Below are 22,313 nucleotides of genomic sequence, written 5' to 3'. Positions count from 1 at the left end.
ATTGACAGGATCTTATCATGCATAATTAAAGGAGATAATTAATGACAACTTCAGTATTCCAAGGACGTAGCTTTTTAGCAGAAAAAGACTTTACACGTGCAGAGTTAGAATACCTTATCGGACTTTCAGCTCACTTGAAAGACCTTAAAAAACGCAACATTGACCACCGCTACCTAGCTGGTAAAAACATTGCGCTTTTGTTTGAAAAAACTTCAACTCGTACTCGTGCAGCCTTCACTACTGCAGCCATCGACCTTGGTGCTCACCCAGAATACCTTGGTGCAAACGACATCCAACTTGGTAAAAAAGAATCTACAGAAGATACTGCAAAAGTTCTTGGACGTATGTTTGATGGTATTGAATTCCGTGGTTTCAGCCAACGCATGGTTGAAGAATTGGCTGAATTCTCAGGTGTTCCAGTATGGAATGGTTTGACTGACGAATGGCACCCAACTCAAATGCTTGCTGACTACTTGACTGTTCAAGAAAACTTTGGACGTTTGGAAGGTTTGACACTTGTATACTGTGGTGACGGACGTAACAACGTTGCAAACAGCCTTCTTGTAACAGGTGCTATCCTTGGTGTGAACGTACACATCTTCTCACCAAAAGAACTCTTCCCAGAACAAGAAATTGTTGAATTGGCAGAAGGATTCGCAAAAGAAAGTGGCGCTCATATCTTGATCACTGAAGATGCTGACGAAGCTGTGAAAGGTGCAGATGTACTTTACACTGACGTTTGGGTATCTATGGGTGAAGAAGACAAATTTGCAGAACGCGTTGCCCTTTTGAAACCTTACCAAGTAAACATGGAATTGGTTAAGAAAGCTGATAACGAAGACTTGATTTTTTTGCACTGCTTGCCAGCTTTCCACGACACAAACACTGTTTATGGTAAAGATGTTGCTGAAAAATTCGGCGTAGAAGAAATGGAAGTTACTGACGAAGTGTTCCGTAGCAAATATGCTCGCCACTTTGACCAAGCTGAAAACCGTATGCACACAATCAAAGCGGTTATGGCAGCTACTCTTGGTAACTTGTACATTCCAAAAGTTTAAGACTTTATAACCGTATACCAACAGCTATAGGGGCTGGACTGCTAGCTTTAGTCCTGCCCCTATTTTTTATAGAAAGGGAAAAACTATGTCAAGAAAAATCGTCGTTGCTTTGGGAGGAAATGCCATTCTCTCATCTGATCCTTCTGCAAAAGCTCAACAAGAAGCACTTGCAGAAACAGCAAAACACTTAGTAAAATTGATTAAAAATGGGGATGACTTGATCGTCACTCACGGAAATGGTCCTCAAGTAGGAAACCTTTTGCTCCAACATTTGGCAGCAGATTCTGAAAAGAACCCAGCTTTTCCATTGGATTCATTGGTTGCAATGACTGAAGGAAGCATTGGTTTCTGGCTTCAAAACGCTCTTCAAAATGCTCTTCTTGAAGAAGGAATTGAAAAAGATGTGGCTTCTGTTGTGACACAAGTCGTTGTTGATAAAAATGACCCAGCTTTCGTTAACTTGAGCAAACCAATCGGCCCATTCTACTCTGAAGAAGAAGCAAAAGCAGAAGCTGAAAAATCAGGTGCAACTTTCAAAGAAGATGCCGGTCGTGGTTGGCGTAAAGTCGTTGCTTCACCAAAACCAGTGGATATTAAAGAAATCAATACTATCCGTACCTTGTTCAATGCAGGCCAAGTAGTGGTTGCAGCCGGTGGTGGCGGTATTCCAGTTGTGAAAGAAGCTGATGGTAGCTTGACTGGTGTTGAAGCTGTTATCGATAAAGACTTTGCATCCCAACGTTTGGCTGAATTGGTAGAAGCAGACCTCTTCATCGTTTTGACAGGTGTAGACTATGTCTTTGTGAACTACAACAAACCAGATCAAGAAAAATTGGAACATGTCAATGTTGCTCAATTGGAAGAGTACATCAAACAAGACCAATTTGCACCAGGAAGCATGCTTCCTAAAGTAGAAGCTGCGATTGCCTTTGTAAATGGTCGTCCAGAAGGAAAAGCAGTCATCACTTCACTTGAAAACCTTGGCGCTTTGATTGAGTCTGAAAGCGGAACAATTATCGTTAAAGACTAATTCATGCACATGAGGAGGGGAGTAAATCTTATTTTTACAGGATTTTGTATAAAGATTCTCCCCTTGTTTTTTCTAAAAAAGATTAGGAAAAACTAGTTTTTTAATCTTAAATATGATAAAATAAACATATAGGTAAGCGCTTTCTAAAAGATAAACCTTTTGAAAGAGTCACTCAAACTTTGTTGCGTTAGGAGGATAAGCAAATGAGTGAAAAAGCGAAAAAAGGGTTTAAGATGCCTTCATCTTATACCGTATTGTTAATCATCATTGCCATTATGGCAGTGTTAACTTGGATTATTCCAGCTGGTCAATACAAAGTTGACGATGGTGGTGCCATCATCGCAGGTAGTTATGAAGCTGTGAAACAAAATCCTCAAGGGATTTGGGACGTCTTGATGGCCCCAATCAATGCCATGCTTGGTAAAGCACCAACCAGTGCAGCCATTGACGTAGCCTTCTTTATCTTGATGGTCGGTGGTTTCCTTGGTGTTGTGAACGAAACAGGTACCCTTGATGTAGGGATTGCTTCTATCGTTCGTAAATACAAAGGCCGCGAAAAAATGTTGATCTTGATCTTAATGCCATTGTTTGCCCTTGGTGGGACAACTTATGGTATGGGTGAGGAAACCATGGCCTTCTATCCACTTCTTGTACCTGTTATGATGTCTGTTGGTTTTGACAGCTTGACAGGGGTAGCCATTATATTGCTTGGTTCACAGATTGGATGTTTGGCATCTACCTTGAACCCATTTGCGACAGTTATCGCATCTGATACTGCAGGTATCTCAAGTGCTTCAGGTCTCTTGCTTCGTTTAATCTTCTGGATTGTCATGACAGCCCTTAGCACCTACTATGTATACCGTTACGCTGATAAAATTCAAAAAGACCCAACCAAATCTCTCACCTATGCTACTCGTGAAGAAGATTTGAAACACTTCAACGTTGATAGTGGCGAAGAAATTCCTTCACAAATGAACAAGAAACAAAAACGTGTCTTGCTCGTCTTCATTTCAACATTCGTCATCATGGTTGCTGGATTTATCCCATTCAAAGATTTGGGTATTACATTCTTTGACACCTTTAACGAGTCTCTCCATAAAGTTCCTTACCTTGGTCAATTGATCGGTAACACAGATGCTCTTGGTACTTGGTACTTCCCTCAAACAGCTATGCTCTTTGCCTTCATGGGAATCCTTGTTGGTATCATTTATGGCTTGAAAGAAGAACAAATCATTTCATCCTTCATGAATGGTGCAGCTGACCTCTTGAGTGTTGCTATTATCGTAGCAGTAGCACGTGGTATCCAAGTCATCATGAACGACGGTATGATCACTGCAACAATTCTTCACTGGGGTGAAGAAGGACTTAAAGGTCTTTCATCTCAATTGTTCATTGTCTTGACTTACATTTTCTACTTGCCAATGTCATTCTTGATTCCATCATCATCTGGTCTTGCCAGCGCGACAATGGGTATCATGGCACCTCTTGGTAAATTCGTCAATGTACCAGCTAGCTTGATTGTTACAGCTTACCAATCTGCATCTGGTGTCTTGAACTTGATCGCACCAACTTCAGGTATCGTAATGGGAGCTCTTGCTCTTGGACGTGTTGAATTGAGTGCATGGTGGAAATTCATGGGTAAATTGGTCGTAGCGATTGTAGTGATTACCATTGCCCTTCTTCTACTAGGAACTGTGGTTCCATTCTTACAATAGAATAAAGTAGGTGTTTCATGAAAAATAGAATAAAGGACGATGTAAAAGAGCAGTTTTTAACCTCTCTTCAAACCATCATTTCTTATCCTTCGGTTTTAAACGAAGGCGAAAATGGAACACCGTTTGGACAAGCTATCCAAGATGTCCTTGAGAAAACGTTAGAAATTGCTCAAGAAATGGGCTTTCAAACCTATCTAGATCCTGAAGGATACTATGGATATGCAGAGATCGGTCAGGGGGAAGAACTCCTGGCCGTTCTTTGTCACTTGGATGTTGTTCCAGCCGGTGATTTAGAAGATTGGCAGACGCCACCTTTTGAGGCGACTCTGAAAGATGGATGGTTGATCGGACGTGGAGTACAAGATGACAAGGGGCCATCCCTTGCGGCCCTTTACGCAGTTAAGAGTCTGCTTGACCAAGGACTTGTATTTACCAAACGGATTCGCTTTATATTTGGTACAGATGAGGAAACTCTCTGGCGCTGTATGAACCGCTACAATCAGCTAGAAGAAAAAGCAGATCTTGGCTTTGCTCCAGATTCGTCCTTCCCATTAACCTATGCTGAAAAAGGCTTGCTTCAAGTGAAGCTCCATGGACCAGGCTGGGAGGATCGTCCCTTACAAGCTGGTCGTGCCCTTAACGTGGTACCAGATAAGGCAACTTATAAGGGGGAACGTTTAGAGGAACTTTTACCAGTGATCGAGCAAAGTGGTGTGAAGTATACAGAAGAAGCAGGAGCAGTAACCATTCTTGGACTGTCTAAACACTCCAAGGATGCGGCTGAGGGTGTCAATGCTATTGTCGGCTTAGCGGAAAGTCTTTCCTTGATCCAGCCTCATCCAGCTCTTCTCTTTATAGCAGATGCTGTTGGGGAAGATGCGACAGGAGCAGCTCTCTTTGGTGAAATCAAAGATGAACCAAGTGGTGCTCTTTCCTTCAATATTGCGACCCTCTCTATTGATGAAGAGCGATCTGAAATCGGGATTGATATTCGGATTCCAGTCTTAGCAGATAAGGATGCTTTAGTAGAGCGATTAACTGAAGTGGCAGCTAGCTATCAACTTCAGTATGAAGAGTTTGATTATGTAGCTCCCCTGTACGTTCCATTAGATAGTCCGTTGGTGAGTACTCTGATGGAGGTCTACCAAGAAGAAACGGGGGATCAGACTCCAGCTATGTCCTCAGGAGGAGCGACCTTTGCTCGAACCATGGAGAATTGTGTGGCTTATGGGGCCCTCTTCCCTGATGCTCTCCAAACAGAGCACCAGGCGAATGAACGAGCTAAACTGGATGATTTATATCGTGCAATGGAAATCTATGCAGAGACCATTCGACGATTAGCAGCCAAGGAAGCCTGATAGAGATTAGAAAAAAGAGGCTGGGACAAAAGTCCTAGCCTCTCAATTATTTTTGGATTGTTGAGCAAGACGCAGTGGTTGAGTGGGCTTTACTACGCTGATTTCATCAGCTTTTACAGCCCTACTCAACTGTGCGGAGGTGGGACGACGAAATCGAATTCTAACGAATTACCGATTTCTGTCCCACTCTCTTTCTTTTATTTGCTAAAGAAGAAGGGAGGAGTAAATTCTTTCAATTTTTCAAAGCAGTCCAAGGCCCCCTGATTGTCTTCACAGATGATGAGACAGACGTCATCTCCGCAGACGGTTGCGACAATTTGTGGTAATTCCAGGGCGTCTAGGATAGCACCGAAAGACTGAGCCAGTCCAGGGAGAGTTTTCACCACCACTTGGTTTTGGACGGGACGAAGCATGACGAGGGCATCCTCCATATAAAAACGCAGTCGATTTTCCCAGCGAGATGGGGCAATGCTATTGATAGCATAGTAAGAGGTATCCCCTTCGTTAATTTTTACTAGATTCAAGGATTTGACATCTCTTGATAGAGTTGACTGGGTCACGATGATGCCGTTAGCTTCCAGGCTGTCCTGTAATTCCTGTTGGGTTCGAATTTTCTTTTCTGAAATAATGGACCGGATCAGACGGTGGCGACTTTCAATCTTATTCATAAGGGGCTCTCCTTATTTGATAAACATAGCATCTCCAAAGCTGAAGAAACGGTAGCCTTGGTCGATAGCGTGCTGATAAGCATCCAGAGTGAGTTCTCGACCTGCGAAGGCAGAAACGAGCATGACTAAGGTTGATTTTGGTAAGTGGAAGTTGGTTGAAAAGGCATCGACAACCTGCCACTGATAGCCTGGTTTGATAAAGATATTGGTCCAACCAGAGTCGGCTTGTAACTCCCCATTAAACTTGTTCCCAATTGTTTCTAAGGTTCGGATAGAAGTGGTTCCAACAGCTACGATGCGGTGACCGCTCGCTTTAACTTGCCGAAGGGTTTGGGCAGCCTCTTCAGAGAGTTGATAAAACTCGGAATGCATCTCATGTTGGTCGAGATCGTCGACAGATACAGGACGGAAGGTCCCAAGTCCGACATGGAGGGTTAGATAAACCAAGTGAACGCCTTTGTCTTCAATTTTTTGTAAGAGCTCGGGTGTGAAATGGAGGCCAGCAGTAGGAGCAGCGGCGGATCCATTTTCTTTGGCATAGACTGTCTGGTAACGTTCCTGATCTTCTAATTTTTCATGGATGTAAGGTGGTAGGGGCATTTCCCCTAGACTTTCCAAGACTTCAAGGAAAATCCCTTGGTAAGAAAACTCTACGATACATCCTCCGTGTTCTAACTTCTTGATCAGAGTTGCTTGGAGACGTCCATCACCAAAGCTAACGACCCCACCCTCTTTGAGACGTTTGGCAGGTTTGGCAAGAACCTCCCATTGATCGCCCTCGATATTTTTTAAGAGGAGAAGCTCCACATGTCCCCCTGTATCCGGTTTGACCCCATGGAGACGGGCAGGAAGGACACGGGTATTGTTCATCACCAAAGCATCCCCTGGTTCTAATTCATTGATAATGGCATCAAAATGCTGATCTTCCATCTGACCTGTTTGACGATTGAGGATCAGTAGTTTTGAGGCATCGCGCTTTTCTAGAGGAGTTTGCGCAATTAACTCCTCGGGGAGGTGGAAATCAAAGTCGTTTGTATTCATGGTCTCTCCTTGTTTCTAAATTCTTCTATTTCTTACATTTAACCTTCCCCATTATATCATGAAATAAGAGTGAAACAAAGGAAATCACTAGGCGAATTTTAAAGGGATGAAGGTAAAAAATCCTTCTTTCGTATGAAGAAAGCGCTTGACAAAAATTGGTCTATACCATATAATGAATATAAGAAATAAGTGGAGGTTTAATCATGAAAGTTATTGAAGTAGCCAATCAAATTGAAGGAGGGCAGGTTGCTTTTGGCCTGTTAAAAGAAAAGTTAGAACAAGGTGCGAAAACGCTGGGGCTTGCGACTGGAAGTAGTCCACTTGAATTTTATAAATTGATTCGAGAAAGTGACTTGGATTTCTCAGACATGGTCAGTGTCAACTTGGATGAGTATGTCGGTTTGACGGGAGAAGATCCTCAATCTTATCGTTATTTTATGCAGGAAAATTTATTCAATGAGAAACCTTTTAAAGTCAGCTATCTTCCGAAAGGAAATGAAGATACTGCAGAAGAAGAAACAGCTCATTACAATGAAATCTTGGCCCAAAACCCAGTAGATCTGCAAATTCTAGGGATTGGTCGCAACGGGCATATTGGATTTAACGAACCTGGAACCCCGTTTGACAGCCAAACGCATTTGGTCCATTTGGATCAATCAACGATTGAAGCCAACTCTCGCTTCTTTGAAAAAATTGAAGATGTGCCAACTCAAGCCATTTCAATGGGAATTGCAAATATTCTCGCTGCCAAGTCCATCATTCTCTTTGCATATGGTGAATCGAAAGCAGAAGCGATTGCTGGAATGGTCAATGGTCCAAAAACAGAGAGTTTACCTGCGAGTGCCCTTCAAGGTCATCCAGATGTCGTGATTATTGCAGACCAAGCAGCCTTGAGCCTACTGTAACCAGTTGAAACAGAGAGACCTATCTAAAATATCCTGAAAGATAGGTTTTTTTATAGATTGAAGTATGGTACAATAAGATAAAATTCTATATTTGAGGAAAATATATTTTGAAAAAGAAGTTGCTCGTTTTAGGAATCATCGTCTTATCTCTGTTCCGACCTTTGTCGATCGTGGCTGATGAGTTAGTGGATATGGCGCAAAAAATGTATCCCAATGATCATGTGCAGGCCTATAACCGACCAAGGTCTTCCCTCGTTATCGACGCGAATACCGGGGATGTTTTATGGAAAGACAATATTGATGAAGTGCGGGATCCTGCAAGTATGAGTAAGCTCATGACGTTGTATCTGCTTTTCGAATCCATGAAAGAGGGGAAGATTACCAAAGATACGGTTGTCACTGCAACAGCTGCGGATCAATCCATGTCAAAAATCTATGAGATTTCCAACAATAACATCGTTGCAGGCGTAGACTATACGGTCTCTGAATTGATTACCATGACCGCGGTTCCATCCTCCAATGTGGCCACGATTATGTTGGCCAATCTCCTTTCTAACCACGATGCGGATGCCTTTATTCAGCGGATGAATGAAAAGTCCAAGGAGTTGGGGATGACCAATACCATTTGGAACAATCCTAGTGGTGCGGCCATTTCAACCTTCCGAGGTTTATATACCAGTTATAACTATCCAAATGATGTTGCTAACCAGACGACTGCAAGAGACTTGGCGATTCTCGTCTATCATTTCGTGAAAGAATATCCTGATATCCTTAGCTATACCAATCAGGCTAAGGTGACCGTCAAACAAGGAACTCCTTATGAGGAGACCTTTGATACCTATAACTATTCCTTGCCAGGAGCTAGATATGCTCTTGAAGGAGTAGATGGTCTGAAGACAGGCTCGAGTCCTCGCGGTGCCTTCAACTATATCGCAACTGCTAAACGAGGAGAACAACGAATTATCTCCGTAGTCATGGGAGTTGGTGATTGGTCTGACCAGGATGGCGAATACTATCGACATCCATTTGGCAATGCCTTGATCGAAAAAGCTTTTGCAGATTATCGTTATAAGAAATTATTGGACAAGGGTGTTCAGACGATTGATGGAAAGACCTACACCCTAGATCAACCTTTCTATGCCACGGTCAAAAAAGGCGAAGAGGATCCAAAGCTAGTTGTTAAAGATGGACAAGTAGAGGCGGATTCAGGCTTGATGACCCTATCAGAAAAGATTTCTGATGGACTTCCAGTCAAAGAAGGAGCCGTGAATCAATCGGATACTCAAAGTACTACGGCTTCAACTACAGGGAAATCCTTCCATTTTCCTCTTGAAAGCCTGGTCATTCTGATTCCAATTTTCATTCTCGCTATGATTCTGTATTTAGAAAGAGCCCATCGTAAAGAACGTGCGCTCAAGGCTCAGGATCGATACAAAAAATAAATAATCAAAACTCAACTGAAATCCAGTTGGGTTTTGTCATTGCCTCTTATATTTAAATTTGAAAGGAAACTAATGAAAGCATTTCGAAATTCCTATCCTGCTTATTTATTTTTATATAGTTTTTACTTCATGTCGACTGCTCTCTTTACGACTCTAATCTCTGTCTATCTTATCGGCCAGCAGTATTCAGCCAGTCAAGTCTCTCATTTGGTATCAATGGCCTTTTTCCTATCCATGCTTACCCAGCCCTTATTTGGTTATATCAATGAACGATTTGGCATTGTTAAAATCACCACTTTGAGCTTGGGAGTCCTCATGGCAGGAGTGGCTGGCTTCATCTGGGCCCCTAACTACTTTTGGTTGACGATTTTTTATGGCTTGGTTTTGCTGTGTCTAAATGGGACGGCTCCCATGATGGAGGTTTTCGCTACCCAGAGTTCCTATGCTTTTGGAAAAATCCGCGTTTGGGGGACACTAGGGTATGCGGCTGGAGCGCAACTAGCTGGTTGGCTTTATGCTCATCTTAGCCCCCAGTCTGTATACTATTGTGTTTTGGTAACTATCCTTCTTAGTTTCCTCACTTTAGGAGCTATTCGTATCGACAAGACCAGTCGGGTACAGAAAGAAGCTGTATCGATCCGTCCTTTGCTCCACAATGGTCCCTATCTCTTTTTCTTACTTTTGATGGGGCTTGTGTCGGGCGTGGGCAATATTGGCCATACCTATATTCCAGCTCTCTTGATGGATAGTGGGCTCCCTGTCCAAATCGCATCTACGGTTGTGGCGATATCTGTCGTTGTTGAAGCGCCTCTTATCTTTTTCTCGGACCGTTTTATGGACCATTGGCCCTTGCGTCTGCTGGTTTTGCTTCCTGTGGGGATTCTCCTGCTCCAGTATTTCATCTATGCTCTTCCGAGTCCTGTCTTCTTAAAAGTGCTGGTCACTCTTTTGGCCAAGCATACGACGGGGATGGTGTTGATCATGGTCTCTTTACGTTTTATCTCTCAACAGGTGGATAAGAAAGATCTAGTCTTAGCCATGGCTCTCATGCAGGGAGTTCGCTACCTTGGTACCATTTTATTGCAACCGATAGCGGCTTTCTTTGTGGATCACGGAGGATTTTCAATGATGAGTTACTTCTTGGTGCTTGTCCTGATCCTCGTCCTTCTTCTCAGTATCTTTTTAAAGATGCCAAAAGGAAAATCTCCGGGTCTCTTTGGGAGTATGAAGGAGTAAAAAGATTAGGAAATAGTGTTTCTGAATAGAGGGACTTATGCTATAATGGAGAACGATGATGATGAAAGAAATGAGAGAGAATGAAGTTTAAACGTGCCTTATTTGCGACACTTTCCCTTGCTTGCCTATGTTCCCCACTGCTAGCAAAGGCGGATGATCTTTACCAACAAGAAGACATCATGTCGATCACAGAAAAATCAGGGACATCGGTGGATGAATTTTTCCGTCCCAAGGCAGATATTGTCGTTGATGCTCACACAGGAGCGATTGTTTATGGAGATAATATTGATGCACCTCGTGACTCCGGTAGCATGGCTAAATTGATGTCTGTCTATGTTCTTCTGAAAGCCATTCAAGAAGGGCAACTGGATTATGACACCCTAATTACCGCGACAGATACAGATGTGATCATTTCTCAAAATCAGAAGTTGAGCAATAGTCCGATTGTGGCGGGTGCTAAATACAAGGTATCAACCCTCCTAAATATGATTTTTGTTCCTTCTTCAAGTGCTGCTACCATCATGATTGCCAATAAGGTGTCTGGAGGAGATCCGGATAAATTCTTGGATTTGATGAACCAGCGGGCTCAGGAAATTGGAATGACCAATACCAAGTGGAACAATCCTAATGGTGCCCCAACTGCAGTCTTGGATGGCTACTATAATCCGACACGCTATGATCAAAATGCCATTAACCAAACAACAGCGAGAGATATGGCTATTTTGGCCTATCACATGGTCAATGAGTTCCCTGAAATCCTCAACTACACCAAAAATGCCAAGATTACCCTCTTCAAAGGTACAGATTATGAAGAAACGCATGAGAATTATAATTATTCCTTAGAAGGTGGAAGGTATTCTCTTAAGGGAGCGGATGGTCTGAAAACAGGCTCTAGTCCGACCGCAGATTATAATTACACCTTGACGGTTAACCGTGGGAACCAGCGATTTGTTCAAGTCATTATGGGAGTTGGCCATTACGATGTGGAGATTGCAGAGAGCCTGCGCCACGTCATTGGAAATGCCCTAATTGAAAGACTCTATCAGGATTATGAATACAAAGAGGTGCTGCCGGCGGGGGATCACACCATTCAGGGGCAAACCTATCACTTAGAAAAACCTCTCTATGCTACGGTGAAAAGAGGGACCAATCCAGAGGTCAGTGTTCAAAATGGCCAGCTACAAATTGCAAATGGCTTGCAAACTGTTTCTCCGTCTATTCAGCAAACACAGGCTGTAAGCGCAGTACAGGCGTCCCATCAGAAGTCCACTAGCACGCGTCAAAAAGGCTGGGATCCAATGTGGCTTTTTTGCTTCCTTCCCTTCATTTTCTTAAGAGTTTTCTTTAACATCAGATATAAGAGAAAATAAAAAGATTTCCAGATTTGGAAATCTTAAATTAAAGAAATAGTATTCCTAGAAACTTTCCTTAGGTGAGTACGGACGTCAGCGAACTTCGAAGAAGTTCCATGACTTAGTTTTGGATCTAAGGCTCCAAAACTCCCGAGTGCTAGAAACAAGAGTGTTTCTAGCACTTTTCTCACAGCGGAAAGTTTTTGTCCTTCTTAAATGCCTAAAAAATATAAGTCATTCTTTGATAATCATCCGACTATCTTAAGTAAAAAATAGTTTCTCTACATTCGAAGATTTCCAAATACGGAAATCTTTTTTTGTAGTGAACAAAAGGAACCGCTGCTTCCTGGGAGGAGAGAAGCAGTGCTAGAGCAGTTGTTCTCCTACATTTTCGGATTTGATTTCACAATCTATCATCAGTTAGTGATTGATTTGACTGTCAAATTATTCGATGATACAATGGTCTCGAATCAATATTAAAGGAGTAATCGAATGAAAAAATTGATTTTATCTACTACAGCCTTGTTGGCAGCTGCTTCGCTTGCAGCTTGTTCAGGTAAGCAAGAAGTAAAAACCGAAGCTTCTTCATCTACTGAGAAGACAGAAAAGGTAACAAGCAAGTCTTCTAGCTCATCTAAGGCAGAAAAGACTTCTTCTAATACTAGCTCTCAAACAACTAGTGATATATTCCCATCAGATGAAGAGCTTGAGAAGTTAAAAACAGTTGGTGATTTTAAAAAGTGTTTCGCAAAAATCTTGGATGAATCCAATCGCCTGATGACTGAATCAATGGAATCTCTTCCTGAAAGTGCCAAAGAGACATTTGCTCAAACGGCAGATTCTCTTAAGGAGACTCTTGCAAAATCTAAGGAAGCATTTAACAAAGCGGTTGAGCGTTATGGGGATGATAATGCGGAAGTTCCAAAAGAGTTTCGTGAAACCTTTATTGAACAGTTGAAGGATGCTCGCGACTCTGCCAAAGATTCATCAGAGTCACCAGTGGACCATGATTCAGACGATGAAGACAGCGATTCAGATGAATAAATAGATGGCTAGCATTGGACTTTTTGGTTAAAAGCCAAAAGGAGGAGACGAGTGGAGGGATTTTCTACTTGCAAGAATCTCCCTCTTCCCTTAGGGTATCCTCTCTTATACCTCATGTTGGAGAAGTTGTAGAGATAGAAGAACTTGTCCACGTGATGCCGATATTTTCTAGGATTTCGACAGTGAATCAACCTTTAAGTATCTGGAGATAAGGGAGAGGTGCGCCTCATCCAAATAAATCGATAGACCGGAGATCAACTGATCTCTGGTCTTTTTTAGAAAGTCTCAGGGAGGATGCATGAATTGACGGCAACCTAGCTTGATGCTAAAATGGTAGTGGAAGCTTAAAAAGGAGAGAGTGAATGAAAAAAATACTATTATCGACGCTTGCTTTACTGGGAGTGATGGGGCTAGTAGCCTGCTCGAATCAAGAAGGGACCTCGTCCAGTGAAAAGTCTGTAAAGGAAACACGCCAGTCATCAACCTCTTCTCAGGGCAAGAAAGTGACCAGCTTGAAAGGATCCTCAGAGTCTCCTTTTGTCTTGTATACAGATGAGGAACTTGAAAATGCTAGAACTGTTGGAGACTTTAAAGCGCTCTATGCTTTGATGATGGACCGAACCGTTGCTCATTCAGAGGAAGCAGGAGCATCACTGACGGGCTCAGCTAAAGAGACCTATGAGACCTATCTGAAAGATTTGAAAGAGAAAATGGAAACGAGCAAGGCCCGCTTTAATGAATCCATGGATACGATAGGGTCCGAAGATACCGAAGTTCCGGAAGCTACTCGTGCAACCATTGTTGAAAAATTTGAAACGGCTCGAAAACAAGCTGAAGCATCTGAAAATGGGACCGCTCCATCATCGGAAACTCCAGATCCGGCATCAGACGAGAATTCGAGCGAGTCAGATCAATAAGCGAGGGATGTTTTTAAACGTCTCGTCTAGGATGGATGAGCAGTTGCTTTACATGTAAGGACGATTATATCTAAACAAGGAGCTTGGCTCCTTTCAGATTGAAGATAAAGTAATTTTAGAAACTTTCCTTAGGTGAGTACGGACGTCAGCGAACTTCTACGAAGTTCCATGACTTAGTTTTGAGCCTAAGGTCTCAAAACTCCCGAGTGCCTGAAACAACTGTGTTTCAGGCACTTTTCTCACGGCGGAAAGTTTTTCATCTTCTTAAACGACTAAAAAATGAAAGTCATTTTTTGAAAATCATCCAGCTGTTTTATAAAAAAATAATAGTTTGTCTGGATTCAACAAGGAGCTTGCCTCCTTTTTTTCTGTCTCCTTTATATAAGTATCCCCTATTACGAATTATATAAGTGGAGGTGATGATATGTTTATTGCAACTGATGCAAAGCAACAGCGTTGGAATTGTTTGGAGAAGGTTCCGATGAAAAAGGAGGGTCCTTTTTTCTGTCTCCTGTGTGGAAAGGAAGTCATCTTAAAGAAAGGGCCTGTGATGCGTCCGCATTTTGCCCACGTCAACCTAGAAGCTTGTCCCTTCCATCATGAAACGGAGAGTCCAGAGCATTTGGAGTTAAAGCTGGCACTTTATCAATGGGCCAAGCAACACTCCAATGCTGAAGTGGAAAGTCCTCTGCAGGCTTTCCAACAGATTGCGGATATTCTCCTTCCAGATCAAAAGCTTGCCTTAGAAGTGCAATGTAGTTCCTTATCCATGGAGCGTTTAAAAGAACGGAGCGATGCCTATCGCAAGCATGGTTATCAAGTTTACTGGTTGCTAGGGAAAAACTTATGGCTCAAGAAAAGCCTGTCAGCTCTGCAAGAAGGTTTTGTCTATTTTAGCCAAAATAGGGGCTTTCATCTCTGGGAGTTGGATCTAGAGCAACAGGAAGTTCGGCTCCACTATCTGATCCATCAAGACTTGCGAGGGCGTCTTCATTATCGGACTCAACATTTTCCTTTTTATGGTGGGAATTTGTTAGATGTTTTGCGGACCCCCTATGCCCAACAAGGCTTGCAACGAATGACGGTCTCTCTAGACAGACAGTTTAAGGACTATCTTCGTCAACAGCTGTACTACCGGCATTCTAAATGGATGGCTCTTCAGGAACAACTCTATCTGAAAGGAAAGCATCTCCTGGAATTGGACTTGGAAGCTTTTTATCCCCTTTGTCGGCCGCTGAAGTCTTCCCATTTTATCCAGATTAGGGGAGATTGGCGAAGCTATTACCAGGACTTTATGACCTACTATCGTTCAACTGGAATGAAAGCGACGCAGACTCTTTATTCACCTCGTTTTTATCAGAATGGGAAAGCTTAAATTTCCGTGAATCAAATACCCCCAAATGGTAATATATGTGATAAAATAGAAACATTGGAGGATTTTTGTAATGGTAAAACAACGAAATGAAATTGATGAAAAATACCAATGGGATTTGTCAACCATTTTTGCGACAGACCAAGCTTGGGAAGAAGAAGCAACTGCTTTAGCTGCAGCGATTAAAGATGCTGCCCATTTTGCAGGCTCTTTATTGTCTTCTCCAGCCAATCTATTAGAAACCACAGAAGTTTATTTGGACTTGAGCCGTCGTTTGGAGAAGGTCTATGTCTACGCCCATATGAAGAATGACCAGGATACACGCGTAGCCAAATACCAAGAATTCCAATCAAAAGCCATGTCTCTATACAGCCTTTTAGGGGAGACCTTTGCCTTCTACGAACCAGAATTTATGGAGATCACCGAAGAGCAATATGCCAACTTCTTGAAAGAAGTCCCTGCCTTAGAAGCTTATGCTCATTACTTTGACAAATTGCTCAAAACCAAAGAGCACGTTCTTTCTCAAAAAGAAGAAGAATTGCTAGCAGGAGCAGGTGAAATCTTTGCTGCGGCAGGTGAAACCTTTGAGATTTTGGACAATGCCGATATCGTCTTCCCAATGGTGAAAGATGACCAAGGGCAAGAAGTGCAGTTGACTCATGGAAACTATATCTCTTTGGTAGAGTCTAAGGACCGCCAAGTACGTAAGGAAGCTTACCAAGCCTTGTATGGTGTCTACGAACAGTACCAACACACCTATGCTAAGACTCTTCAGACCAACGTCAAGGTTCACAATTACAATGCTAAGGTTCGCAAATTCTCAAGTGCGCGTGAGGCAGCTCTTTCTGCTAACTTTATCCCAGAAAGCGTCTATGATAGTTTGGTAGAAGCGGTGAACAAGCACTTGCCACTCTTGCAACGCTACGTGAAACTCCGCTCAAAAATCTTGGGAATTGAAGATTTGAAGATGTATGATGTCTACACGCCACTGTCTTCTACTGATTACAAGTTCACCTATGAAGAAGCTCTTGCCAAGTCTGAGCAGGCTTTGGCGGTGCTTGGTGAGGACTACCTATCACGCGTGAAGCGCGCCTTTACGGAACGTTGGATCGATGTCCATGTCAACCAAGGAAAACGTTCAGGTGCCTATTCAGGTGGATCGTACGACACCAATGCCTTTATGTTGTTGAACTGGCAAGATACATTGGACAATCTCTTCACCTTGGTGCACGAAACTGGCCATAGTATGCACTCCAGCTATACCCGTGAAACCCAACCTTATGTCTACGGGGATTATTCTATCTTCCTTGCTGAGATTGCATCTACAACCAATGAAAATATCTTGACTGAGCAATTGCTAGCAGAAGTAGAAGATGATGAAACGCGTTTTGCCATTCTCAACCACTTCTTGGATGGTTTCCGTGGTACCGTCTTCCGTCAAACCCAGTTTGCTGAGTTTGAGCATGCCATTCATAAAGCAGATCAAGAAGGACAAGTCTTGACCAGCGAATTCTTGAATGAGCTCTATGCGGACTTGAACGAGAAATACTATGGTCTTTCTAAAGAAGACAATCCAGAAATCCAATACGAATGGGCTCGTATTCCTCATTTCTACTATAACTACTATGTTTTCCAATATTCAACCGGTTTTGCAGCAGCTTCTGCCTTGGCTGAGAAAATCGTTCATGGAACACAAGAAGATAAGGACAAATATCTAGAGTATTTGAAGGCCGGAAATTCAGATTACCCACTCAACGTCATCCGCAAGGCGGGTGTTGATATGGAAAAAGAAGACTACCTCAATGCCGCCTTTGAAGTCTTTGAACGTCGTCTCAATGAATTTGAGGCCCTGGTTGAAAAATTAGGATTGGCCTAAGATGGTAGAGTCTTACAGTAAAAATGCCAACCACAATATGCGCCGCCCAGTTGTCAAGGAGGAAATTGTCTCTTTCATGCGGGAGCGCCAAGCGCCGGTAACGGATGCTTTAAAGGAGCTAGAAGAATTTGCTCGACGGGAAAATATTCCCATCATCCCTCATGAAACGGTTGCTTTCTTTCGTCTCTTTTTGCAGACCATGCAACCCAAGTCAATCTTAGAAATTGGGACAGCAATCGGCTTTTCGGCCCTCTTGATGGCAGAGCAAGTGCCTGATGCAAGGATTACAACCATTGATCGCAACGAGGAAATGATTGGTTTTGCCAAGGAAAACTTTGCTCGTTTTGATCAACGTAACCAAATCACCCTCTTAGAAGGGGATGCGGTCGATCTGCTGGAGCATATCGAGCAACGCTTTGACTTGATTTTTATGGATTCGGCTAAGTCCAAGTACATCGTCTTTCTTCCAGAAGTTCTCAAACGGTTGGAAGTTGGGGGAGTGGTGATTTTAGACGATATCTTCCAAGGGGGAGATGTAGCACGTGATATTATGGAAGTCCGTCGTGGACAACGCACCATCTATCGAGGTTTGCAACGTCTTTTTGACGCCACTTTGGACCATCCTGGCTTGACGGCCAGTCTGATTCCGCTCGGTGATGGCATTCTCATGATCCGTAAAAACGAGGAAGAGATTTCCTTGCCGACAGAAGAGTAGCTTTTAGTCTTATTTAAGTTATCCTTTTGAATTTGTGGTAAAATAGAAGCAGTGAATTTTAGAATGGAGAAATAAACATGAAGAAAAAATTTGTAGCTGGAGCGGTGACCCTTTTATCCGTTGTAGCGCTAGCAGCTTGTGCAAAAGGTGGCAGTGACAAAGATATCGTCACAATGAAGGGTGACACGATCACTGTTGGTGATTTCTATGATGAAATCAAACATAACCAAGGTGCACAACAATACCTGTTCCAAATGACCATTAATAAAGTCTTTGAAAAAGAATACGGCTCAAAAGTCTCAGACAAAGATGTTGAGAAAAAAGTTGATGAGCAGAAAAAACAATTGGGTGAAGCCTTCAATAGCTACCTCACTCAACAAGGGTTGACAGAAGAAACCAACAAACAACAAATCCGTAGTAACCTTTTGTTAGAGTATGCGGTTGACCAAGCTATTTCAAAAGAGTTGACAGACGAAGCTTATAAAAAAGCCTTTGAAAGCTATACACCAGAAATCACTGCAAATGTGATAAAATTGGATTCAGAAGAAAAAGCGAATGAAGTTCTTGCAAGTGTAAAAGCTGAAGGCGCTGACTTTGCACAAATTGCCAAAGAAAATTCTACAGATGCTAGCACCAAAGAAAAGGGTGGAGAAATCAAATTTGACTCTGGAACAACAACTGTTCCAACCCGTGTCAAGGAAGCAGCATCTAAGCTTGATGTAAATGGTATTTCAGATGTCGTTATTGATCCTGCTAGTCAAAAAAGCGCTGGTGCCTACTATATCGTTAAAGTAACTAAGAAGGAAGAAAAAGGATCTGACTGGAAGAAATACGAAAAACGCTTGAAAGAAATTCTGACGGCAGAACGTAAAAATGATGCCAACTTTATCCGTAGCATCATTGCCAAAGCAATGACAAATGCCAATATCAAGGTCAAAGATGATGCCTTCAAGGCAACCTTCAACCAATACATGCAAAATATTGGTGCAACAACAGAAGATAGCTCATCTTCTAAATAAGGATATTAGTTGACGAGCATTGTATTTATCTGTATAATGAGATAGTTGAGAATAAATCATTTAGAATCAGATTCAGAGAAGTGGCGGGGGTGCGAGCCATGGAAGAGGAATGATTTTGCTACTCAATAGAACAATTACATAATCGAATGAAGAATGACAAGTTCATTGAATGAAGGTGGTACCGCGGTTTTTCGCCCTTCGTTAGTGAGCTTGTCTTTTTTTCAGCATTTCTACCGGAGATCCTTTCTAATAAGAGAAAGGTTTTAATAAGGATTTGCAGGAGGAAACTGATGAAAACGTATCTGGTCAAACAAAAGTTTCTACTTGGAGGGGAACGCTTTGATATCAAAAATGATCTGGGAATGGTAGAATACCAGGTAGAAGGTTCATTTTTGAAAATTCCTAAAACCTTTACGGTATTTGATGTGGAAGGCCAGAAGGTCAGCCATATCACGAAGAAGCCTTTTAGCCTCTTACCCCAATTCACTGTAGAGTTGGCGGATGGCTCCAGTTTTTTCATCCGTAAAAAACTGACCTTATTCCGTGATAAGTACGATATTTCTAATTTAGGACTACGCATCGAAGGCAATATCTGGGATTTGAATTTCAAGTTATTGGATGATCGGGACCAGCTGGTTGCAGAGATTAGCAAACAAGTCTTTACCTTGACGTCGACTTATCAGGTAGCTGTCTATGAAGAAAAATATGCCAATCTCGTGATTTCCTTATGTCTTGCAATTGACTATGTAGAAATGACTGAAAATGGCTCTTAAGCCAACCAATAGAAAACATGAAATAGAGGAGAAAACATGAAACAATTATCTAGTGCACAAGTCCGCCAAATGTGGCTTGATTTCTGGGCTACCAAAGGTCACTCAGTAGAACCATCTGTTAGCTTGGTTCCTGTCAACGATCCAACCCTTTTATGGATCAACTCAGGGGTAGCAACCCTTAAGAAATACTTTGATGGGACTATCATCCCTGAAAACCCACGGATTACCAATGCGCAAAAGGCCATCCGTACCAACGATATTGAAAACGTAGGAAAAACAGCTCGTCACCATACCATGTTTGAAATGTTGGGGAACTTCTCTATCGGGGATTACTTCCGTGACGAAGCCATTACTTGGGCTTATGAACTTTTGACAAGTCCTGAATGGTTTGACTTCCCAGCTGAAAAACTTTACATGACCTACTACCCAGCTGATACAGATTCTTACAACCGCTGGATTGAAGTGGGAGTAGATCCAAGTCATTTGATTCCAATCGAAGACAACTTCTGGGAAATCGGTGCAGGACCTTCTGGACCTGATACAGAAATCTTCTTCGACCGTGGAGAAGCCTTTGACCCAGAAAACATCGGTCTTCGTCTTCTTGCAGAAGATATCGAAAATGACCGTTATATCGAAATCTGGAACATCGTATTGTCACAATTTAACGCAGACCCAGCTGTACCTCGTAGCGAGTACAAAGAATTGCCACACAAAAACATTGATACGGGCGCAGGTTTGGAGCGTTTAGTAGCCGTGATCCAAGGTGCTAAGACCAACTTTGAAACAGACCTCTTCATGCCGATCATTCGCGAAGTAGAGAAATTGTCTGGTAAGGTTTACGACCAAGATGGCGATAACATGAGTTTCAAGGTTATTGCAGACCACATCCGTTCTCTTTCATTCGCTATCGGTGATGGTGCCCTTCCTGGAAATGAAGGTCGTGGTTATGTCCTCCGTCGTCTTCTCCGCCGTGCCTCTATGCATGGTCAAAAATTGGGTATCAATGAGCCTTTCCTTTATAAACTCGTTCCAACTGTTGGTAAAATCATGGAAAGCTACTACCCAGAAGTGCTTGAAAAACGTGACTTTATTGAAAAAATCGTCAAGAGTGAGGAAGAGTCATTTGCCCGTACCCTTCACTCAGGTCAGCACTTTGCCCAAGGTATCGTAGCAGACTTGAAAGAAAAAGGCCAAACGGTTATCTCTGGTCAAGATGTCTTCAAACTCTACGATACTTATGGATTCCCAGTAGAGTTGACAGAAGAAATCGCTGAAGAAGCGGGTATGACGGTAGACCGTGAAGGCTTTGAAGAGGCTATGAAGGAACAACAAGAACGTGCGCGTGCATCTGCTGTCAAAGGTGGATCTATGGGTATGCAAAACGAAACACTTCAAAACATTACTGTAGAAAGTGTCTTCAACTACAATGCCAGCCAGTTGCCTTCTAAGTTGGTGGCTATCGTAGCAGATAACGCAGAAGTAGAAGCTGTTTCAGAAGGAACTGCATCACTGATCTTTGCAGAAACTCCATTCTACGCTGAAATGGGTGGACAGGTTGCTGACCATGGTCAAATCTTGGATGCTACAGGAAATGTCGTAGCGACTGTAACAGACGTTCAAAAAGCACCAAACGGACAAGCTCTTCATACCGTTGAAGTTCATGCTCCACTTGCTTTGAACCAAGAATATACCTTGGCAATCGATACGAACCGTCGTCATCGTGTCATGAAAAACCACACAGCGACTCACTTACTCCATGCAGCTCTTCACAATATCCTTGGCCACCATGCTACTCAAGCAGGATCTCTTAACGAAGTTGAATTCCTTCGTTTTGACTTCACTCATTTCCAAGCGGTAACTCCTGAAGAATTGCGTGCCATTGAACAACAAGTCAATGAAAAGATCTGGGAAGCAATCGCTGTAGAAACAGTTGAGACAGATATTGATACAGCTAAAGAAATGGGAGCTATGGCCCTCTTTGGTGAGAAATACGGTAAGGAAGTCCGTGTTGTCACCATTGGTGACTACTCAGTCGAGCTTTGTGGTGGTACCCATGTTGGCAATACTTCAGAGATTGGCCTCTTTAAGATTGTCAAAGAAGAAGGGATTGGATCAGGAACTCGTCGTATCTTGGCAGTGACTGGTAAAGAAGCCTTCGAAGCTTACCGTGAACAAGAAGATGCTCTGAAAGCCGTCGCAGCAACCTTGAAAGCACCTCAACTCAAGGAAGTTCCTCACAAGGTGGAAGGCCTTCAAGAACAACTCCGTCAATTGCAAAAAGAAAATGCAGAATTGAAGGAAAAAGCGGCAGCAGCAGCAGCAGGCGATGTCTTCAAGAATGTCCAAGAAGCAAATGGTCACAGCTTTATCGCAAGCCAAGTCTCTGTTTCAGATGCAGGTGCCCTTCGTACCTTTGCGGATAACTGGAAGCAAAAAGATTACTCTGATGTGCTTGTTCTTGTCGCAGCAATCGGTGACAAGGTAAATGTCCTTGTAGCCAGCAAGACAAAAGACATCCACGCAGGTAACTTGGTTAAAGAATTGGCTCCAATCGTCGATGGACGTGGTGGTGGTAAACCAGACATGGCCATGGCAGGAGGAAGCAACCAAGCGAAAATCCAAGAATTGTTGGATGCCGTAGCAGCTAAATTGTAAGCAACAGGAGAGAGAGTGGGACAGAAATCGGTCATTCGTTAGAATTCGATTTCGTCGTCCCACCTCCGCACAGTTGAGTAGGGCTGTAAAAGCTGATGAAATCAGCGTAGTAGAGCCCACTCAACCACTGCGTCTTG

18 protein-coding genes are annotated in these 22,313 nt (G+C 42.7%); 16 read left to right on the top strand and 2 right to left on the bottom strand.

Translation table 11 applies throughout. The features are described from left to right. Positions 1-41: 41 nt before the first annotated feature. The 4 genes from argF (at position 42) to QM873_RS05695 (ending at position 5,161) form a co-directional block, all read left to right on the top strand. Positions 42-1,058, top strand: coding sequence for an ornithine carbamoyltransferase (argF, locus tag QM873_RS05710; RefSeq protein WP_006596657.1), 1,017 nt, complete (start codon positions 42-44; stop codon positions 1,056-1,058). A gap of 85 nt (positions 1,059-1,143) precedes the next feature. Continuing rightward, positions 1,144-2,088 (top strand): carbamate kinase, encoded by a 945-nt coding sequence (gene arcC, locus QM873_RS05705; RefSeq protein ID WP_270288795.1) that lies wholly within the window; start codon positions 1,144-1,146, stop codon positions 2,086-2,088. Positions 2,089-2,291: 203 nt separating this feature from the next. Then, positions 2,292-3,803: a YfcC family protein gene (locus QM873_RS05700; protein ID WP_270288794.1), complete on the top strand. Its 1,512-nt coding sequence runs from the start codon at positions 2,292-2,294 to the stop codon at positions 3,801-3,803. Between the two features lie 17 nt (positions 3,804-3,820). Further along, on the top strand, positions 3,821-5,161 hold the full coding sequence (locus QM873_RS05695) for a dipeptidase (RefSeq protein ID WP_270288793.1): 1,341 nt from the start codon (positions 3,821-3,823) through the stop codon (positions 5,159-5,161). Between the two features lie 197 nt (positions 5,162-5,358). Here the strand turns inward: QM873_RS05695 and QM873_RS05690 are convergent, their stop codons facing one another. Beyond that, positions 5,359-5,829: an arginine repressor gene (locus QM873_RS05690; protein ID WP_006596653.1), complete on the bottom strand. Its 471-nt coding sequence runs from the start codon at positions 5,827-5,829 to the stop codon at positions 5,359-5,361. Positions 5,830-5,841: 12 nt separating this feature from the next. After that, the gene (gene queA, locus QM873_RS05685; RefSeq protein WP_048689224.1) at positions 5,842-6,870 is read right to left on the bottom strand and encodes a tRNA preQ1(34) S-adenosylmethionine ribosyltransferase-isomerase QueA; all 1,029 of its coding nucleotides are present in this window, start codon (positions 6,868-6,870) and stop codon (positions 5,842-5,844) included. 203 nt (positions 6,871-7,073) lie between these two features. On the opposite strand from queA, the gene QM873_RS05680 reads away from it, so the two are divergent. The 12 genes from QM873_RS05680 (at position 7,074) to alaS (ending at position 22,176) form a co-directional block, all read left to right on the top strand. Continuing rightward, positions 7,074-7,775 carry a glucosamine-6-phosphate deaminase gene (locus tag QM873_RS05680; protein ID WP_414278970.1) on the top strand — a complete coding sequence of 234 codons (702 nt, stop codon included), beginning with the start codon at positions 7,074-7,076 and terminating at the stop codon, positions 7,773-7,775. Between the two features lie 107 nt (positions 7,776-7,882). Beyond that, entirely contained in the window at positions 7,883-9,217 is a 1,335-nt protein-coding gene (locus QM873_RS05675) for a DUF1958 domain-containing protein (protein WP_129822234.1), read from the top strand. 72 nt (positions 9,218-9,289) lie between these two features. Next, positions 9,290-10,453, top strand: a complete 1,164-nt coding sequence (locus QM873_RS05670; RefSeq protein ID WP_306474505.1) for an MFS transporter — start codon at positions 9,290-9,292, stop codon at positions 10,451-10,453. 80 nt (positions 10,454-10,533) lie between these two features. After that, on the top strand, positions 10,534-11,823 hold the full coding sequence (locus QM873_RS05665) for a D-alanyl-D-alanine carboxypeptidase family protein (protein ID WP_414278969.1): 1,290 nt from the start codon (positions 10,534-10,536) through the stop codon (positions 11,821-11,823). Between the two features lie 474 nt (positions 11,824-12,297). Next, positions 12,298-12,849 (top strand): hypothetical protein, encoded by a 552-nt coding sequence (locus tag QM873_RS05660; protein WP_023026609.1) that lies wholly within the window; start codon positions 12,298-12,300, stop codon positions 12,847-12,849. A gap of 362 nt (positions 12,850-13,211) precedes the next feature. Further along, the gene (locus tag QM873_RS05655) at positions 13,212-13,766 is read left to right on the top strand and encodes a hypothetical protein (RefSeq protein ID WP_023026610.1); all 555 of its coding nucleotides are present in this window, start codon (positions 13,212-13,214) and stop codon (positions 13,764-13,766) included. Between the two features lie 424 nt (positions 13,767-14,190). Next, positions 14,191-15,141, top strand: a complete 951-nt coding sequence (locus QM873_RS05650) for a competence protein CoiA (protein WP_414278968.1) — start codon at positions 14,191-14,193, stop codon at positions 15,139-15,141. Positions 15,142-15,211: 70 nt separating this feature from the next. Beyond that, on the top strand, positions 15,212-17,014 hold the full coding sequence (gene pepF, locus QM873_RS05645; RefSeq protein ID WP_123159349.1) for an oligoendopeptidase F: 1,803 nt from the start codon (positions 15,212-15,214) through the stop codon (positions 17,012-17,014). A gap of 1 nt (position 17,015) precedes the next feature. Further along, a complete protein-coding gene (locus tag QM873_RS05640; RefSeq protein ID WP_023026613.1) occupies positions 17,016-17,729 on the top strand; it encodes an O-methyltransferase in 714 nt (237 codons plus the stop codon). Positions 17,730-17,806: 77 nt separating this feature from the next. Further along, on the top strand, positions 17,807-18,748 hold the full coding sequence (locus tag QM873_RS05635; RefSeq protein WP_048717181.1) for a peptidylprolyl isomerase: 942 nt from the start codon (positions 17,807-17,809) through the stop codon (positions 18,746-18,748). A gap of 290 nt (positions 18,749-19,038) precedes the next feature. Continuing rightward, complete coding sequence (locus tag QM873_RS05630) at positions 19,039-19,521, top strand: LURP-one-related/scramblase family protein (RefSeq protein ID WP_414278967.1); 483 nt, start codon at positions 19,039-19,041, stop codon at positions 19,519-19,521. Positions 19,522-19,557: 36 nt separating this feature from the next. Further along, entirely contained in the window at positions 19,558-22,176 is a 2,619-nt protein-coding gene (gene alaS / locus QM873_RS05625; RefSeq protein ID WP_414278966.1) for an alanine--tRNA ligase, read from the top strand. Positions 22,177-22,313: the final 137 nt, after the last annotated feature.

The sequence above is a fragment of the Streptococcus australis genome, assembly GCF_047463015.1.
Classification (GTDB): Bacteria; Bacillota; Bacilli; order Lactobacillales; family Streptococcaceae; genus Streptococcus; species Streptococcus australis_F.
The sequence above is the reverse complement of the archived record's forward strand: the minus strand, read 5'-3'. Positions and strand labels throughout refer to the sequence as shown.